The sequence below is a fragment of the Hymenobacter rubripertinctus genome, from assembly GCF_003583925.1.
In the GTDB taxonomy this organism is placed as follows: Bacteria; Bacteroidota; Bacteroidia; order Cytophagales; family Hymenobacteraceae; genus Hymenobacter; species Hymenobacter rubripertinctus.
This window is the reverse complement of record NZ_QYCN01000035.1, coordinates 1-16,302: the sequence shown is the minus strand read 5'-3', so window position 1 is coordinate 16,302 and position 16,302 is coordinate 1. Positions and strand designations below refer to the sequence as shown.

The 16,302-nt window shown below is 58.5% G+C and carries 16 protein-coding genes; 6 read left to right on the top strand and 10 right to left on the bottom strand.

Features of this window, described 5'->3' with window-relative positions:
* The first annotated feature begins 533 nt into the window (after positions 1-533).
* Both D0T11_RS17850 and D0T11_RS22655 read left to right on the top strand, forming a co-directional pair.
* Positions 534-1,337, top strand: a complete 804-nt coding sequence (locus D0T11_RS17850; RefSeq protein ID WP_119657169.1) for a hypothetical protein — start codon at positions 534-536, stop codon at positions 1,335-1,337.
* Between the two features lie 132 nt (positions 1,338-1,469).
* Complete coding sequence (locus tag D0T11_RS22655) at positions 1,470-2,879, top strand: DUF5712 family protein (protein ID WP_182888481.1); 1,410 nt, start codon at positions 1,470-1,472, stop codon at positions 2,877-2,879.
* Here D0T11_RS22655 and D0T11_RS17840 read toward each other — a convergent pair.
* The 4 genes from D0T11_RS17840 to D0T11_RS17825 form a co-directional block, all read right to left on the bottom strand.
* On the bottom strand, positions 2,801-3,820 hold the full coding sequence (locus tag D0T11_RS17840) for an IS3 family transposase (protein WP_245990998.1): 1,020 nt from the start codon (positions 3,818-3,820) through the stop codon (positions 2,801-2,803). The two genes, D0T11_RS22655 and D0T11_RS17840, sit on opposite strands and share 79 nt — an antisense overlap.
* A 38-nt stretch (positions 3,821-3,858) precedes the next feature.
* A complete protein-coding gene (locus D0T11_RS17835; protein ID WP_119657167.1) occupies positions 3,859-4,272 on the bottom strand; it encodes a hypothetical protein in 414 nt (137 codons plus the stop codon).
* 111 nt (positions 4,273-4,383) lie between these two features.
* Positions 4,384-4,998 (bottom strand): ImmA/IrrE family metallo-endopeptidase, encoded by a 615-nt coding sequence (locus tag D0T11_RS17830; RefSeq protein WP_119657166.1) that lies wholly within the window; start codon positions 4,996-4,998, stop codon positions 4,384-4,386.
* The gene (locus D0T11_RS17825) at positions 4,964-5,371 is read right to left on the bottom strand and encodes a helix-turn-helix domain-containing protein (RefSeq protein ID WP_119657165.1); all 408 of its coding nucleotides are present in this window, start codon (positions 5,369-5,371) and stop codon (positions 4,964-4,966) included. The genes D0T11_RS17830 and D0T11_RS17825 overlap by 35 nt, the downstream gene beginning before the upstream one ends.
* 104 nt (positions 5,372-5,475) lie before the next feature.
* Here D0T11_RS17825 and D0T11_RS17820 point away from each other — a divergent pair, with 104 nt between their 5' ends.
* Genes D0T11_RS17820 through D0T11_RS17810 form a run of 3 tightly spaced genes read left to right on the top strand, consistent with a single transcriptional unit; the run spans position 5,476 to position 8,395 of the window.
* Positions 5,476-6,090: a YegP family protein gene (locus D0T11_RS17820; protein ID WP_119657164.1), complete on the top strand. Its 615-nt coding sequence runs from the start codon at positions 5,476-5,478 to the stop codon at positions 6,088-6,090.
* A 20-nt stretch (positions 6,091-6,110) separates the two neighbouring features.
* Positions 6,111-7,913 carry a ThiF family adenylyltransferase gene (locus D0T11_RS17815; protein ID WP_119657163.1) on the top strand — a complete coding sequence of 601 codons (1,803 nt, stop codon included), beginning with the start codon at positions 6,111-6,113 and terminating at the stop codon, positions 7,911-7,913.
* The gene (locus D0T11_RS17810) at positions 7,910-8,395 is read left to right on the top strand and encodes a Mov34/MPN/PAD-1 family protein (protein WP_119657162.1); all 486 of its coding nucleotides are present in this window, start codon (positions 7,910-7,912) and stop codon (positions 8,393-8,395) included. The genes D0T11_RS17815 and D0T11_RS17810 overlap by 4 nt, the downstream gene beginning before the upstream one ends.
* 289 nt (positions 8,396-8,684) lie before the next feature.
* Here the strand turns inward: D0T11_RS17810 and D0T11_RS17800 are convergent, their stop codons facing one another.
* The 6 genes from D0T11_RS17800 to D0T11_RS17775 all read right to left on the bottom strand — a co-directional run bounded on the left by D0T11_RS17800 (position 8,685) and on the right by D0T11_RS17775 (position 15,762).
* Complete coding sequence (locus D0T11_RS17800; protein WP_119657160.1) at positions 8,685-10,907, bottom strand: LamG domain-containing protein; 2,223 nt, start codon at positions 10,905-10,907, stop codon at positions 8,685-8,687.
* A gap of 3 nt (positions 10,908-10,910) precedes the next feature.
* Positions 10,911-11,324, bottom strand: a complete 414-nt coding sequence (locus tag D0T11_RS17795) for a hypothetical protein (protein ID WP_147374712.1) — start codon at positions 11,322-11,324, stop codon at positions 10,911-10,913.
* A 33-nt stretch (positions 11,325-11,357) separates the two neighbouring features.
* Complete coding sequence (locus D0T11_RS17790) at positions 11,358-12,275, bottom strand: hypothetical protein (protein WP_119657158.1); 918 nt, start codon at positions 12,273-12,275, stop codon at positions 11,358-11,360.
* 83 nt (positions 12,276-12,358) lie between these two features.
* Positions 12,359-13,645, bottom strand: a complete 1,287-nt coding sequence (locus tag D0T11_RS17785; RefSeq protein WP_119657157.1) for a patatin-like phospholipase family protein — start codon at positions 13,643-13,645, stop codon at positions 12,359-12,361.
* 198 nt (positions 13,646-13,843) lie between these two features.
* Entirely contained in the window at positions 13,844-14,992 is a 1,149-nt protein-coding gene (locus tag D0T11_RS17780) for a hypothetical protein (protein WP_119657156.1), read from the bottom strand.
* Positions 14,989-15,762 (bottom strand): lipase family protein, encoded by a 774-nt coding sequence (locus tag D0T11_RS17775; RefSeq protein WP_119657155.1) that lies wholly within the window; start codon positions 15,760-15,762, stop codon positions 14,989-14,991. Before D0T11_RS17775 ends, D0T11_RS17780 begins: the two co-directional genes overlap by 4 nt.
* Before the next feature lie 246 nt (positions 15,763-16,008).
* Here D0T11_RS17775 and D0T11_RS22650 point away from each other — a divergent pair, with 246 nt between their 5' ends.
* Positions 16,009-16,179 carry a hypothetical protein gene (locus D0T11_RS22650; protein WP_182888480.1) on the top strand — a complete coding sequence of 57 codons (171 nt, stop codon included), beginning with the start codon at positions 16,009-16,011 and terminating at the stop codon, positions 16,177-16,179.
* The last annotated feature ends 123 nt before the right edge of the window (positions 16,180-16,302 follow it).

Below are 16,302 nucleotides of genomic sequence, written 5' to 3'. Positions count from 1 at the left end.
GGATTTTATGCGGCTGATTGTAATAAGAGTTGCTAGCGTACCCAGAGAACCGAGATGAAGTGGGGGGGCGTGCTAAGAGAACAAAACGAGTGCAATGGATAGTGGCGGCTGGCAAAGTTGGTAAGCAGTGGAGATGACCATAGTCAGAGATATAGCGGCTTGGGCAGAGACTATCACGACCAGGTAGGAGGGAGAGCGAAAGAATTATAAGCAAGGTCGGATAGGCCAAATTCAAAGCCAGCACATATATTACAACCTGTGGTGGGGCAACGCACAGGATCACACATGTGGTAACCATCGTAGTCTTTAGCAGGAGGAGCTTTACAGATAGTGCTTAACAAACTGATTATGAGTGAATAAAATAAATACTACCTGATTTTATAATCTAACTAACTGTCAATCAAGACATAAAACATTATATAAAGCGCTTATTTATGACCTGCAAATAGTGTTTTTATCAAGCAGTTATGAAAGGGTATGTTTTTATTGATTCAAACAGCTGATAATCAAAGCGTAAAACCATTAATATCACGATGAATAAGGAAGAGAAGCCGAAAAGACCGGCCCGCCGTCAACCGGCGCAGAAAGTGGGGCGCAAGTCCTCCCACGCCCAAGGAAGGGCCGTGGCGTTTGATGATCAAGCCTACCACTTGTTAACGGCCGCCGCTTCCAAGTTAAAGCTTAGTAAGAGCGCCTACGCGGGTGCAGCGGCCAGCTATTTCGCGGAGCTAGGGCTCGATCCGACCAAACGGACTGCTGGTGCTGGCCTCGCTGAGGTAGGAGAAAAATTGAGCCAGCTTTCTCAACGGGTAGAGCAAATGCAGGAAGCGGGCCGCCAGCACAGTACGGGCATTGGCAACGAGTTGGTGAGCACTTGGCGCGCGCTGGAACAGAACCTCTACGCTCAACTAAGCACCAACCAAACGACGTTGCACTTGTATTTGGAAGCCATTGAAGTGAACTTGCTTCAGCGGGCAGCAGACACTGAATCACAGTACTTGTGGCCGCTCATTGAGCGGGTACTGCGCGCGAGTATTGATAGTCAGGTGGGCCGTAAAACGGCGGCCGATTTAGGGCAATTACTGGCTACGGTAGTTCCACCGGGGGCAATGCCCAAATTCATGCTGGACGAGTTAAATAGCGAGCAAGATAGAGTGCGCGATATCGAAGTTGTCGACCTGTCCCGGAAGCTGCTGCAAGGAATTGCACTACTGGAACGTACCCATACAATGCGTCCTGAAATTGCTGCCCCGCCCCCAATGACTCTACCTGCCGGCACGCCCGGTTCCAACCCGGATTCGCTGTCGGATCAACCGTGGGATGAGCCTTGGCACTAACGAAGACCTCTCGGAAAACCCACGTTTGGTTCTTCCTGCAACGCCCTGCAATTTACCCAGGCCCGCGCTGCTTTCGCCCCAGCCGCCAGCCTATTTACGCACTTGTTTACGCACTTGTTTACGCACCCGCTCATGCTCTACGCAAAGGTAATAAACCCGGCTATCCATGGTAGGAAAGTGTACGCCAATACCGGCTCTGCTCGTCGAACCACGAACTACTTGGAGCAAGAGGCCAAGCAGGCTGGACGGGAAGGAGCTGAATTCTTCGGCACTGAAAAGGCGGGTGTATTGAGCGCTGACCAGGTAGTGGAGATGCTCGATAACAACCACAAGGGCTTGCGGCAGGGAGCGGCTAAATTTTACTCCTTGGTGCTTAGCCCGGAACCAAGTCAGACAGCTTATTTGGGTAACGACGCGCGGCATCTTGCCGCGTTCACTCGTGCGGCCATGGAGCTATATGCAAAAAACTTTAGCCTGGAAGGAAACCGAAAATTAGGAGAAAGCGAATTGGTTTGGGCCGCGACGATCCACCGGGAACGGACGTACCGGGGTACCGATGACGGCCCTCAGGGCCAGGAAAAGGGGCCACTCCAGACTCACATTCATGTCCTGGTGAGTGCACGGGACCGTGCGCAGAAAATTACGCTCAATCCCTTAGGTACGGCCAACCGGTTTGATCGCGTTGATTTTCACGCAACGGTCGGAATCGAGATAGAAGAGCGGATTGGAAAACTTCGATTCGAAACAGGACCGCTAGGAGATATGCGACGTCGGAAACTTATATGGGAAAGAGCCGAGTACATTCACCGCCGCGCGAAAGAAAACAGTAAGCGGGAGTTGACGCCGGAGAAAATTGGGCAGAAAGAAACTCGGCTCGAGGCCCAACTGATCCGCATAAATTCCAAGCTCATAACCGGACAAAAACTTGACCCAGACCGGGTGAAAGAGGCAGCCCGGGAGCGAAATTTTGATGACGTATTTTATAAAACGCTAGGCAAGATTGAGCGCAGAGCTGAGGCAGGAAGGATTACTATCGACCCGATTGAGCACCTGACCACCGGCTGGGTGCAGCAGGGCGTAGCGTTCAAGAAATGGCAGCCACAACAGGCCCCCCCACCCATGAGCCGGGAGCTCCACGACATTCTGACTAGACAACCCAAACCGGGGGTCGGGTCGGCCGTCGCCGCTATTGAGCGCCGCATCCAAGAACTGGCCAGCGCTACGCAACCACTCAACGCCAGTCAGCAGCGTGAAAAGGAGCAGATTGAGCGGGTGTGTCAGGCCGTTATTGCAGACAATCATCACACTGGCAGCTACCACGCTATTTTTGTCAGCGAAACAAGCAAGCAGGGGATTGAAGTAAGAGAGCACAGTGCAGGGAGTTTCATGCTCGCCGTGAAAGGAAGCCAACAGGAGTTTTCTCCCCGTGATCTGCGGGTAGGTGAGCAGTCTCTTTCCACGTTCTATAACAAACAGCTAGATGCTAACATAGCATTTCTTAAAGCATACGAGCAGGAACACAACAGAGAAAAAGCACGGTAGCTAAGCGGAAGAGTCAGTTTGCTAGGCGGCCCGGTATAGCTTGGTAAAATATCTGTGTCGCTTAACTGGTCGGGTCGAAAGTATCCCGTAAGTGTTTGTCGAGTTTGACCCGTCCTGAAAAGCGTTGACCATTTGAGCTTTCCTTCTTTTTGATGCGCCTGATCCGGCACCAGCATGTCACAGCTCAGGTGGAGACGCTGGTAGTTGTAGAGGTACAGGGCCTGTTGTAGCACCGTTTGCGCCTGCGCCAATGAGGTCACGAGCTGATGGGCCAGATACTCGTTTTTTAGAATCCCGTTGATGCGCTCGGCAATGGTATTCTCCAACGGGTCCCCCTGTTGGGTCATACTCACCTGCACGTGGTGGGCGTTGAGCAGGCCGATATACTCGGCACTGCAATATTGGACGCCCCGGTCAGAATGGTGAATCAAGGCGTTGGCCTCTTTTCCCGTCAGTTGATCCAGGGCCCGTTGTAGCGCGCTCTTGCAATGAACGGCTTGCAGCGTTTGTGCTACGGCGTAGCTCATAATACGCCTGGAATACGCATCCGTGACCAGCGAAATGTACAAGCAACCGTAGGGCGTAAACCAGTAGGTGATGTCGGCGACCCAGACCTGGTTGGGCCGGTCGACAACCAGCGCGCTGATTAAGTTGGGATACTTGCGGAAGCGGTGCCGGGAAAAAGTCGTCCGCACGCGCCGTCGGCGCCGGCGTACCAACAGGCCATGAGCCGCCAACAACTCAAATAAGGCATCGCGGCCCATTTTCAGTTGCTGCGTGGTCAACTCGTCCTGTAATCGCTCATAGAGCTTGCGCGTCCCCATGCGAGGATGGTCTTCCCGGAGGGCTCGCACTAGGTTAACAACCACCGCTTCCTGATTAACCGCTCCGGTTTGTCGTTTCCAGTATTGATAGTACGCCTGCCGGCTAAAACCAAGCACTTCTTCCAACGACCGAATAGCGATTGAAGGGTGGCTCTTTAGCAGGATGCGGAGGGCTTGGTAGCGGACTTTTTTTCGATATCAATACCGAGCTCCTCCTCCGCTACGCGTAGTAAAGTGGCATAATACAGGGCTTTGAAGTTGGCCTTCTCCAACGCGACTTCCAGAGCTTGAATCTTCGCGGTGAGGGCCTCGACCGCTTCGCTCTGCTGCGGCACCGGACGAGTTACTCGTCTCCTTGCCCTGGGGGGAGCCGATGAGGCAGCCGGGGGCAAATTGTCGGCCTCCGCTTCCGCTTCGACCAAGTCGATCCAATGCCAAACGGTTTTACGCGTAAGTTCGAATTTGGCGGCAGCCTGGGCGATGTTGAGTTTGCCCAGATGGATTTCAGCCACCATTTGGCGCATGGAAAGCGCGTGCTTTTGCATACGCAAGTCAGACAGTGATGCCATAAGTTAACCAAGTTTTTGGTCAACTTTTCTTAGGACGAGACACTTTATAGGTGCTTGGATTATGAACTCATTGCTGCGAGATTCGTGCGTTTTTGCGGCAATAGTGCCGTTTCAGCGCACTTGCTTCAGATAAGAAATACGTCGGTCAATCGCCAGAATACGGCGTCGGTAAATAACCATCGGCAGGCTGGCACCATATATCTGGGCAATTTCTTCCGATGACCGGCCAGCGCGAACGTGCTCGAAAATGCCTTGCTCGGGAATCTGTAGCGCGGCCCCCAACCATTTCGCTTCCTGTTCATGACCGGCATTATGCACCCGTAACGAGATGTCAGAATTCAACTGTAAGCAATCACCCTTGTGCTCACAGAGAATGTGCGCCAGTTCGTGCATAATATCACTCTGCTGCCTGGCTGGCGAGTTATTAGCGTTGTAGAGAATCATCTTGCATCCCCGGACGATGGCCACAATGGCCGAAAACTCAATCGTATCGTTGGCAATCCATCTTAGCTGCTGACGCATGCGCAGATGGTCCGGGAATTCATCTAAGAGCGCATCGACTATCGAGTCGTTGAAAGCATCAGCCGCCGCTAATAGGACGCCATGATGACCAGTTGCCAGTTTAGCGGGGCACGCCGCAGCCGCAGTGAGGCCCAGTTGCCGACGTAGATCAAGGGACGTGATTTCTGCCTTAGCTTTGAAGCGGGGGGGGAACTTGGGACTCATCAGGAAAGATATTGCGCCGGGCGGCCGCGTACGCTACTTCAATCATGGTGATTAACGCCTCCCGGGTCTGCTGCGTCAGCAGTTTGTCCGCCCGAAGATGCGTAATTATATCCTCTTTTTTTAGCACTGACTCCGTATCTGCGCTTTTTTTACCGGCCGGGACGCTGGCAAAGTGAGCCGGGTCCACCTCCAGCCAGCGGCAAATTCTCATGTACGTGTCCAAGTCGGGCAAGCTGCCCCGCTCAATCCGCGATAAAGTGGACGGACTGACATGGTCCATCTCTGCCGCAGCCGCCCGACCTGTCAGCTTTTTGGCTTCGCGATGCCTTACAATGGCTTCTGCCAAGGCATCAGCATTGATTTCTTGCGACATAACTACTTGTTGATTAAAGGGCTATGCATGACATTGCCATTGTGGCAGGCGGATGCCTACTCCGGCAAATGTAAGCAAGTCTGTCTCATGAATGCACCAGTTGCATGGTTTGGTTAGTCGTTCAAGACGTGCCATCAGTGCAATTGTGTCAGCAAAGCAATAGCGGCATGCAGGTTGATAAGGCAGATGAAGCTGTGCAGTACCGGCCGGTGGCGAGCAGTAGACGTTTCTTACATCCTTACAACCAAAACCGTTTACCCATGAAGGGATTCAACTTTTTTCAAGACAGCGCCAAAGAGTGGCGCTGGAATCTAAAGGACGGCAACCATAAGATTGTCGCAGATTCTGCAGAAGGCTACCACCATAAAGCTGACTGCGAAAAAGGAGCGGCGCTGTTCACCACGCTTGGTGTAGAGGCTCCGGAGCGCCAGGTGACCAATCCGGCAGGTACCGATAGCGGTCCAGGAGCCGAATATGAATACTTCGTCGATAAAGCAGGCGAGTGGCGCTGGCACTTCCAGGCCCAAAACAATAAAATCATCGCCGACAGCGCGGAGGGCTACGTCAGCGAGCATAATGTGAAGCGGGCCATCACCAATGTACGCTCGCTGCTGAAGGAAGTTGGCGGCGGCTCTAACTCAGGAGGTAACGGCGGCAATGGGGGCAGCTATGTGCCTCCCACCACAGGCGGCTCCTCCGGTCCTGGTCGTTTCGCCTAATCACTGTTCACTGCCCGGCCATGAGTGACTATGATGAAATTGCCCTCGCCCAGGCCCGCGTTACGCTTACTGGCTTAGCCGGCGTAACCGTGCTGGGGGAGTGGCAGCGCGTACCGAACTCAGCCACATGGATGCTGCGGCTCCGCCTCGAACTGTTCGGGGCGGAGCCCACCGCCGCAGTGCCGCTGACCACCGAGTGGGAACTCGTGGCGGATTTCGCGCAAGACCTATGGGGAAAGATAACCGTTCATCCGGCGCTAGGCGAGCAGGGGCTGGCCGCTACCTTCCACCACCAGATGTTCAATGGCAGCCAACACGCGCAGTTGCCTTGCCGCAACGGCCACATCTGCACGAGCTCCTGGCTGGGTAACCTGGCTAAAAGTCGCAATGCCGTACAACTGGAGCCGTCTACTACCATCGAGCGGCTGTGCTGGCACGTTGAGAGAGCCCTGCAATGGTTAGCTGCGGCCGCCAAGGGCGAATTGGTCCAGGATGGAGATGCCTTTGAGCTACCCGACTTTGGAATCGAGCAGCAGCAGGTGAGCGCAACACTTATCTACCAGGAAGACGAAGGTTCGTTCGCCCGCTGGCAACAGGAGCCAAGCCGGAGTGGCCTGGCCTGGATTGTGCCCATCCGGGAGCGCCGGGGCTACGTGGCAATGAAATTTCTGGACGCGCGGGGTATACAGCCCGTGCATGTGCCAGAATGGGGTAAAGTGTTGTCTACCCCCAATGCGCAACAACACGCTTTATGGGTCCGGCTGGATGAAATACCGGTGGTGCACGGCTGGCAAGCGCCAGCCACCATGCAGGAATTGACCCAGGCACTGGCCGCCCAGGGACTTGATTTGCAGGAGTTGCTAGCCCCCTTGTGGAAGCGCCTGCGCCTTTCGCCGGAAGTGCTGCTGCTACTGGGCACTCCTATTCCGAAGAAAGTGGGCGAAGCACCTTACCGCTACCATTGGCAGGCCCTGCAGCTCGCGCCTCCGGTGGGGAAGGGTTCGGACAAGAGCCGAATGAAGTTGCTGCGCCAGCACCTGTTGGCCCCCCATAGCCTGCGCTGGGTGAAACAGGCGGAAAACTGGCATGCCGATGAGCTCCAGAGCCGGGGGCGCCTTCCGCAGCGCTTGTGTGACGCCCGTATCCTGCTACTGGGAGCCGGGGCATTAGGTAGTGTGCTGGCCGAACAATTGGTTCGTATGGGAGTCCGGCACATGACCGTGGTTGATGGCCAGGTGCTGGAAGGAGGTAACCTAGTGCGGCACGTGCTGGGGCTGCATCACCTCTTCGACAGCAAGGCGGTAAGATTGGCCGACCACCTGAACTTAGTAAACCCGCTGGCCCAGATCGTAGGTCTACCTCTCGGGCTGCCAACTAGTAGTGCTGAATTCGAAAAAGCGGCGACCGAGGTGACCATTATTATTGATGCGACGGGGGAAGACAACGTGCTTCGGATGGTGCCCATGCCTAGCATGCAGGCCAACGCGTTATTTGTTAGCTGCTCGTTGAGCTTGTATGCGCAGCAGTTATTTTTCTACGCGCAGCGGGTAGGGTCATTCGAAAAAGCGCAGTTCGACCGCTGGTTTGAGCCTTACCGAATCGAGCAGAATGAATTGGCCCAGCAAATAGAATTGCCGCGTGGCGCAGGCTGCTGGCATCCGCTGACCCCAGCTCCGCTCAACAGGATTGCGGGATTAGCCGGGGTAGCGGTCGAATTGTTACAGCAGGTATCCGACGAATCGGTGGCCTTGCCTGCTGCCGTGTACTATGACTGGCAGGTGCCCGCGCTGGCGCGGACCATCAAAGCTAAAATGGCCCCGTGAGCCTGTTGTTAAGTTCCCCGGATGGTCACCAGTGCCTACAGCTGTCTGCTGAGGCAGTGGCGGTCATCCGGGAGCAGGCGCTGCTGGAGCATCCGTTGGAAACGGGTGGTATTTTGGTGGGGTATTACAGCGCCAATCGTCGACTCGCTACCGCCGTGCTGGCAACTCCGCCGCCACCCGATTCCAAGCATGGGCCGACCCATTTCGAGCGCGGCGTGCGAGGTCTCAAGCAACTGCTGGCGGAGGTAAAGCAACAGACGCCCCCGTTGCACTACCTGGGCGAATGGCACACGCATCCCGCTTATAACGCCCAGGCCAGCGGACCGGATATTCGGCAGATGAACTGCTTCGCGTTTCGGCGGCAGTATGGGGTAAGGAGCCCACTTTTATTGATCGTCGGAGGGGTACCCCCGGATGAGCTCCAGGCCAGGGCGTCTTTGCATCGGGCATGGCATAGGCCCATGTACTTAGAGTTGCTGTGAGTGGCAATCACGATATTTAGCCGTTTGCCACCCTGCATCTGAGTATCAGCCCGCAACCTGTTCTACCGCCACGGCCGCACCTTACCAACCGCCCGCATGCAGCAGCTGCGCAGGGCCAAGGGCCTCCTATACGCCTACCTGCGCCTGGGCCTGCCGGTGCTGTTGTTTCTGCTACTCGACAAAAACCTAGACCTAGGCTACCGGGTCACCATCACCGCCTTCTGCTATGGAACGCGCCCGAATCCGGTCAGGGTTCTGCAACAGCCACGACCAGTTCTCTGAACGATAGCTATGATTGAGAGGGCGCTGTAGCACCACTGATACCATACTTAATTAATAGGTTGGCATGAAGTTCATCGCGCTCCACTTGCTCAAGGGTCCGATCGTACAGAATAACTTCTGCGATCCAACCGTTCCACAAATACGAGCCTGAATTAAGGAATACGGAGCCACCTACCCGAAATACGGGTGATAATGGTCGGTCGACAGTCGTGTTTATAACTGGCGCAACCTGTTGCGGCTGCCCATTGAGCCACAGCCGGAAAGAAGAGGAATCCTGGTGGTAGAGTTCAGCTGTCACCAGGATCGGCTGATGTAGGAAATCGCTGGCATTTCGTAACCCGTAGATGTTGTCGTTAAAATTATTGAGGCCAAAGCAGTTGTAGTTAGCCCACAAATCGTTTGCCTCCTCACTACTTCGACCAAACGCGATGGGCATCATATTATCCTGACCAGCCTGTTTTTGCAACACCAGCAGCACCGTGTATACCGCCGGCGCCAATTCTGGCAAGGCAAAGGGCAAAAAAGCGGGTCCGCCAGTAAAACGAATGGCTGTCCGGCCAGCCCACACATCAAGGTTTAGTATGCCTGCCGCCTCGGGCATTAGGTGCCGGGCATGAACGCTTTGATCGGTCCACTGCGTAATGAATCCGTCCGCATCAACCTCAACGCCAGTATCGGCCCGCCACCAGCCCTGTAGCTGTTGGCTAGGCACAGCCCCATCTGCTGCGCTTCGTACCGGTACGGCTCCTTTAGCCCCCAGGTAAGCGCGGATCTGCTCATGTTCCGGCCCTGTTACAAAACGGTCATACACCAGCACTTCTAAGAAGTCTACTACACTCGGGCCGTAATAGCCACCCCATGCCAAGAACAGCGGAGTACCGGGGGTGTTCATGTATGGCGGACCGCCTTTAGCACCTACTTGATCATTAAACTCACTGTAGCCGCCTGCTTCACCGTCATAGCGCCAGGTCCACAAAGCAGGAGCTAATACGGGTTGACTTCCCAACGTATTCAGATTGTCCATGCCCTCCCCATAGGCATGAATAAAGGGTGAATTACCTTCCTGAGCACACTCAAATAACCGTCCGGTGTTTGCTTCCCCCCAGCTCAGCACGACGTTACCCTCGACCAAACGGCCCAGGAAATACACCGATCGGGCACTGTTGCCCGTTATCCGGCACAGCTTAGTAGATGCCAGGCGCCCACTAACACGAATCATGGGATGCGCGTTTAGCTGCTCAGCAGAAAGCACAGCCGACCCATCAGTCGGCGTCAGATCCATCCCGTTACCGCTTTGATCGGTCCAGGAGGTCAACTGACCCGCTTGATTGAATTGAGCCCCTCGCTCAGCCTGAAACCAAGCTTGCAGGCCATTCTGCGGGACGAGCACCGGGGTATACTGCTGCCGCAGAAACTGCTGTAAGGCCCCCCGCGCCTCATCACTGACCGCAACATCGAGTATCAGCAGGGAGTTGAGCAACCCATTGCGCAGGGGAAATTGATTGCCGCCCCGCGCCCCCAAGTACAATACGTCGGGACGGAGTGGGCCGGTCGTATCCCGGTTGTAAGGCGTCGTGCCGTAACTGTATTCGGTCAGTTCCTGCTCATTCATGCGCACGTTGATTTCTTCCGAACTGCGCGTAAAATCCCCGCGCGTGACGACGTACAGCGGTTGCTGCTGGTAGCTGCCCGCATCACGAATCACCACGAAATCAGTAGTATGATGGGCGACTTCCAGCTGATTATTCTCGATCAGCGCCGTCATTCCGCCCGCCGACTGGTTGTAGTCGCGGGACAGCTCGTAGAAGAAACCGATGGTGTCGCGGGTGCGCTGTTGCCCCAGCCAGAGGGTGGTATACTGGTTGGTATGGGAAAGATCTAGCAGGGGCACTTGCAGGCTGGCCTGATCGTATCGAATTTCCGGATGACCATTATAGCCTTGCGCCACATAGCGGGGACCCGCTACGCCGGGAGTTGTCACGGCATCGGGGCCGCGCAATGAAAACTGCCGCGTAACCTGCCCTTGCTCCACGACCACACCAAATCGGGCATCACTCCAATGGACAACGTGAGGCAACAGATTCCAGCGACGTAGTAATTCCACGGCGGCCCTCACGTAGCTGGCATCGGCAAATTGCCCCCCAGCGGCAGCGACCCTGGCCAAGTGGGTTTGCGCCAAGGTAAGCGGGGCACTTGGGTGGTTGCTGTAATACGTAGTCTGATAGCGCATAGCTTATGGAATATTGTTGCCGAGCGATTCCAGCGTCACGATTGCGCCGGAGGTGGTGCTCTGCCGGGTTACGGTGACGGTGAGTTCGTCGCCACTCTGGACATTTATGGGAGCAGCTGTTGGATTGCCGTTCACGACAAAATTGATGCTGGTGGTGTTTTGCGTGGCGGCCAGGCGGTAAGAGCCCGCTTGACGGTTGCCGATGGTGGCGCGGACCTGCTCCCCAAAATCGGTGGCGAACACGAACTCCAGCACGGAGGTAGTAGATTCCTGCGTGGAGCGGGCCAGTACTTCGTCGATGAGGATGCCGAAGGCCGTTCGAACATCGTTGGCCGTAATCTTGGCGCTATCAGGGCCACCTGGCCGGATGACGGCTTCCACGGCCGCGATTAGCTGTTCACGAGTCTGGGTTGGCATAGGAAAAGGGGGGGGGGAGTGGGAACTATTAAATCAGGCGTGAATCCAGAAACCGAAGCGGCGGAACTGCGTGCCCGTCCACCAGACGCGGCCGCCGTAGCGGAAGTTGGTAGCCCCGGCCTGGCTCTGCAACGGGGTAGTTACGGCGTTTCCTTTACGACTGGCCTTGTGGGTATCCGTTTCCGGCACCACGGCCACGATGTGGCCGGCGGCATTCAAGTTCGTGCGCTGAGCGGCGATGATGCAGACCTGGCCCAGGTTGGCCGCCTGTTGCAAATCGGTCAGGCTGGTGGTGCGCCGCCAGCCGAAATCCGGGCCGAACTCTTCCAGCCAGTTGTAGAGCGCATTGACGTTGTACTCCACCACCGTGGTGCCATAGCGTGCCTTCAGCGGCTGCCGCTGCAGTAACTGGACCAACGCCTTGGCCTGCCACCACACCCGCGGCAGATACACTCCGGCCAGGTGGCAGTAGTCGTGGACGTAGATGTTGCAGTAAGTCGCCGTGGACGTGCGCCGGTAGCGGGCCGCCGACTCCACATGCAGGTAGCTGACGATGCGGCCCAGATCCTGGGCCCTGTCTGCGATGGCCGCACTGGTGCGGCCGGGCTGCTTGGGGTCGTTGAGCGAGTAGGCCCACCAGTCGCGGTTGGTCACGCGCACCGCACCGGGCGGGGTCAGGTGGGCCTCGGGCAGCGTGGGCAGAACGGGCGGAGGCGTGACGACCGGCACTTGGTCGAGCTTTTTGAGCAGGAATGCTTTGATGAAGCCTTCTACCGGGGTGCCTTGCACCTCGGCCCGCACGCGTCGCCACCCGGCCGGCGTGTCGCTGCGGGCGGGCAGCTCGTCCACCTGCTGGCCTTGTTTGAGCTGCACGAGAACGGTGCTGGCGACCAGCTTGGGCTGGCTGCGCAGGTTGGCTTCGAGCGGAATAATCTGGTACTGCGTGGCCATAACGAAAAAGCAAGGAGAGAAAGAGAGAATCGACTACCCGTCGCGGCCGCAGCCTGCGCTAGCGGTGGATGCGAATACTAGGTTCAGGTGATACTGGTGCTCGGGCTCACGGCGTCCGTGACCTGGAAGGCTTTGAGCAACTGGCGGCGGACTTGCTTGTAGCCCGCCCAGTCGAAACGGGCCACGAAATCGGCCGCCGCCCGCGCGCCTTCCGCGAACAGGGCCTGCTTATCGGTTTCGGGCAGCGAAAAGTCCAGCCAGTTAAAACGGCCGGTGTCGGCATAGCTGACCAGGTGCCGAAAGTCGGGGTTGCGGGTGATAAAGTCGTAGTCGTGGCCGTGGCGGGTGGTGTTGAGAATGCCGCCCAGCAGCTGGGTGAACTTCTGCGTTTGGTTGGGCACCGAGCGGTCCAGGCCCAGCTTTATGCCGAACGTGGGGCAGGCGGGCACTTGGTAATGGTGATGAAACAAGTCGATGGGGAAGTTGGAAAGGATGCCGCCATCGACGAAATACACCGTCTCCGGCACCGGGCCACGGTAGCCAGTGGCCACTTCCCAGGCCGGGCCGCCGGGTTGCCCGGTCCCCGGTAAGTCGGTGAGCTGGTAGGGTTGGAAGAACCCGGGAATGGCCATCGAAGCCCGCACGAAATCGGCGGGGTGCACCTGCTCAGGCGCGGCATAGTAGAGCGGGGCCATTTCGGGGAACACCACCTTGGATTCGGTCGTGACGTCGGCCGTGACCAGGGCCACGCGGATGGGGTGGTCCGGGGCGTACACTTCCCCCGTGCGGCGGCGCAGCCCGTCGGCGGGCGTGAGCGTACGCAGCCGGTGCAGGTCGGCCACCGTGCGGATGCCGCGCTCATCGAGCAGGCCCCGCAGCCAGTCGTGGAACACGTGGCCGGGGTTGAGGCCGAAATCCTGGGTCAGGTTGTCGAGCACCTGGGCCCCTTTCCAGAGGTAGCGCAGCAGGCGGCCATTATCGACCAGCACGCGCACGAAGTCGCGGGCGTCGTCGTCGCCATCCACGAACTCTTGCAGGTCCTGCGCCGTGAGTTGGCCCAGCAGCCAGTCGGTTTTGGGGGCCGCCACGGGCCCGGCCGCCGCCATAAGTAGAGCATTGATGGAGCCGGCGGAGGTGCCGCCGAGCTGCAGGAAGCGCACGCCCAGTTCTTCGAGCACGTACACGTAACCAACCAGCGCAATGCCCAGTACCCCACCGCCCTCCATCACCAAGTCCACGTACTGCTGACCGGCCTCGTCGACGATATCACTGATGTGCCAGTCGCCGGTCGTGGCCCGGTGTTGTTCAACGGCCGCACGGGCAGCTTGCAGGTGGGGTGCGGCGGCGGCATAGTAGGCAAGAGTATTCATAATAAGGGGTAGTAATGAGATAAAGAAGGAGCGGATAATTACCGTGCAGCGTCGTATCCGTTTCGGCGAATCCTGGCGCACCACCTGTTGGGTAACGTAGCGCTGGCAGGAATCTATATGTCACCCGGACAACTGCCGGCCGTGAGGAGGAACAGCCTCGTGGTAGTTGCTCGGATATGGTAGTTCACCGGTCCTACGTTAGGGTTCGGTCAGGCGCAGCCCGGTGGCCTGTTGGGCCAGGGCCCATAGTTCGGCCAGCGAATGTAGCCCCGCCTGATACTGCGCCGTCAAGGCCGGTAGCGGTGTTTCGGGCGCGGCCCCGATGGGGTCGAATACGGTTCCGGTGGTGAGGTATAAAAGTACTTCGGGCGCGACGGCTTCCCCCGACCAGTCCGGGCCCGTGCGCAGCGCCTGCTGCCCGCGCAGGTGGTAGCCGAAAAAAGCGCCGACTGGCCGGGCCAGGAAGGCTGCCAACCCGGTGCGGTCGGTGCCCGCGAAGAGCTGCCAGGCGTTGGCGAGGCCTTCCACGAACCTGACCAGCCCGCTGGCCGCTTGGAGCGCCAGGGCCGTATCGGCCGGCCCTGCTGGCTCGCCCGCCGGGCCGGATTCGGGGAGCAATGAGAGGGTGCGGAGCCAGTCGGCTGGTACCCGCCGGAGTAGCCCGCGCAAGGCCTGTTCGGTGGGTGGTGACTGCCCGGCGGACTGTTCGGGCTCGGCGAGCAGTTGTTGAAAGGCCTGCAACGCGCTGTCCTGTTGCCATTGCCCGTACAGGGAGAGAAAGGAGGCAAACCGGACCTGGTTGCCGGGAGCCAAAGGCGGCTGATCCGGCACGGCTGCCAGCATCGGCCGCAAGGCCGGGTCGCGCCCGGCCAGCTCGTCGGCCAGCCCTACGCGCTGGGCTAGTTGCCAGAGCAGCGGATAGCCGTAATCGAGTACGTACTGCTGCACGGCCGTGGTGCTGAGCAGGGCCCGCAGCTGCTCGTAGAGGGCGGTGTGCACCCCGGCCAGCGTCACGTACCCATTGGCCAGGGCCAGCTCCTGGAGTTGCAAGTCCGTCAGCGTCTCATGCAGCGACTGCCGGAACCGGCGCTGGGCCGGGTCGGTCACCGGCGCTTCCCAGTGCGGCCGCAGCCACCGTTGGAGCAAAGCGGCCGAAGGGCCTGCTACGGCGGAGCCGCCGCCAGTGGCTGCCAGCGGCGACCAGTGGCCCTTGAGCCCGGGAGTAGTGGCTGGCTGGGGCGCCAAAGCCTCCCCGACGGCGGGGCCGGTGGGCCGCCAGGGTGCCACCGCCAGCTGGGCCAGTCGGGCCTGTTCTTCGTCGGGCGAAAGAAAAGCGGAAGGACTCATCGGGCAGCGGGGACGGGTAGCGGCGAGAGCGCTTGCACTAGGTAGTCAACGACGGTGCAGTCCCAGCCGGTGGGTTTGACCATGGCCGAGTGGCCGAGCGACTCCAGGCGGGCGGGCTCGTCGCCGGCCCAATTCACCAGGTCGGCGAACTTGTGGCCCACCACCTGGTCTTCCAAGCCCAGTAGCACCCGGGGCGCGGGCCAGCGCCGGGGCTGGTAGCTGCTGTCGGTCCAGGCCTTGAGCATCCGCAGTTGGGGGCTGGCAGGCCGTAGCGCGTCGCTGACCGGGAATACCCACTGCCCGAACCGCGCCAGCGGACTACCGTTGACGGGCGTCCCGAACAGCGTGATACTGTGCAGCTGCTCCAGCAGCGTGGGCGGCGTGTGCAGCACGCTGGCGCACAGCAGCTGGCGGATGCCGAGCGTGCCAAGCGAGTGGCCCAGCAGTGCGAACCGTGCGTACGCCCCCCGGTAAGGAGCCGCGCCGGCGTGGGCCTTGGCCAGCTCCGTGGCCAGGCGGCGGGCAAGGTCGAGGCAGCACTCGACTGCGCCGGTGCGGTAGCCCAGGAATACGTAATCCCAGTCGGCCAGGGGCGGGTGGGCATCGGCCTCCTCGTAGAGCATGTGCGGCAGCCGGCCCCAGGTGCCGAGGTAGTCGCCGGTGTAGCCGTGCAGGAAAACAGCCAGGTTGGGGGCAGGCTGCTCCCGGCGCACGATGTAGGCCCAATGGTCGGCAGTGCGGTCGAGAAAGTCCCGGGTGGGTAAGGACATGTAAGCGATAAGAATAGCAAGTAGATCAGGATGCGGGGCCAAGATAGATGTTCAGCGCTAATGGCCAAACTACTTCTTGCTAAAATACCTTTTCAGAAGCTGACCAGGTAGTCCGGTAGGCCAACAGCACACAACTGGTTTTCAGCCAGCCGCTCGCTTTTTGCGTAGAAAACGCTATACTTGACCCTGCGCTATCACCGGCTGACTTTTTACGTATCTTTGCCGGCCTATCCATATCCCACTGCCATGCCCGCTATTGAGCCGCCCAAACTGGTCATCGAATTTCGGGGCGACCAGGCCAAATTCCAGACTAAAGCCTACCGGGCCCGCATCGAGCGGGTGCTGCGCGTGGCCGACGAGCTGACGGACCGGGCCGTAGTGGACCGCGACAGGCTGAAGGTGCGGGCGCAGCTGTAGCCGCTTTCGCATTGCCCATCCCAGGCGTCCCGCACAGCCGGACGCCTTTTTTATGCCCTGGCAATAGGACCGGAGGTGGTGCGTTACGAGGGTGTCGCCGATCCAGCACCTTGGCCGCGTCCG

What these genes read in the sequence shown, in the direction of transcription:
- D0T11_RS17800 (WP_119657160.1), bottom strand. Translation starts at nt 10,907, where the DNA reads ATGCGCTATCAGACTACGTATTACAGCAACCACCCAAGTGCCCCGCTT.
- D0T11_RS17815 (WP_119657163.1), top strand. Translation starts at nt 6,111, where the DNA reads ATGAGTGACTATGATGAAATTGCCCTCGCCCAGGCCCGCGTTACGCTT.
- D0T11_RS17825 (WP_119657165.1), bottom strand. Translation starts at nt 5,371, where the DNA reads ATGTCGCAAGAAATCAATGCTGATGCCTTGGCAGAAGCCATTGTAAGG.
- D0T11_RS22650 (WP_182888480.1), top strand. Translation starts at nt 16,009, where the DNA reads ATGCCCGCTATTGAGCCGCCCAAACTGGTCATCGAATTTCGGGGCGAC.
- D0T11_RS17775 (WP_119657155.1), bottom strand. Translation starts at nt 15,762, where the DNA reads ATGTCCTTACCCACCCGGGACTTTCTCGACCGCACTGCCGACCATTGG.
- D0T11_RS17785 (WP_119657157.1), bottom strand. Translation starts at nt 13,645, where the DNA reads ATGAATACTCTTGCCTACTATGCCGCCGCCGCACCCCACCTGCAAGCT.
- D0T11_RS22655 (WP_182888481.1), top strand. Translation starts at nt 1,470, where the DNA reads ATGCTCTACGCAAAGGTAATAAACCCGGCTATCCATGGTAGGAAAGTG.
- D0T11_RS17795 (WP_147374712.1), bottom strand. Translation starts at nt 11,324, where the DNA reads ATGCCAACCCAGACTCGTGAACAGCTAATCGCGGCCGTGGAAGCCGTC.
- D0T11_RS17830 (WP_119657166.1), bottom strand. Translation starts at nt 4,998, where the DNA reads ATGAGTCCCAAGTTCCCCCCCCGCTTCAAAGCTAAGGCAGAAATCACG.
- D0T11_RS17820 (WP_119657164.1), top strand. Translation starts at nt 5,476, where the DNA reads ATGGTTTGGTTAGTCGTTCAAGACGTGCCATCAGTGCAATTGTGTCAG.
- D0T11_RS17850 (WP_119657169.1), top strand. Translation starts at nt 534, where the DNA reads ATGAATAAGGAAGAGAAGCCGAAAAGACCGGCCCGCCGTCAACCGGCG.
- D0T11_RS17835 (WP_119657167.1), bottom strand. Translation starts at nt 4,272, where the DNA reads ATGGCATCACTGTCTGACTTGCGTATGCAAAAGCACGCGCTTTCCATG.
- D0T11_RS17780 (WP_119657156.1), bottom strand. Translation starts at nt 14,992, where the DNA reads ATGAGTCCTTCCGCTTTTCTTTCGCCCGACGAAGAACAGGCCCGACTG.
- D0T11_RS17790 (WP_119657158.1), bottom strand. Translation starts at nt 12,275, where the DNA reads ATGGCCACGCAGTACCAGATTATTCCGCTCGAAGCCAACCTGCGCAGC.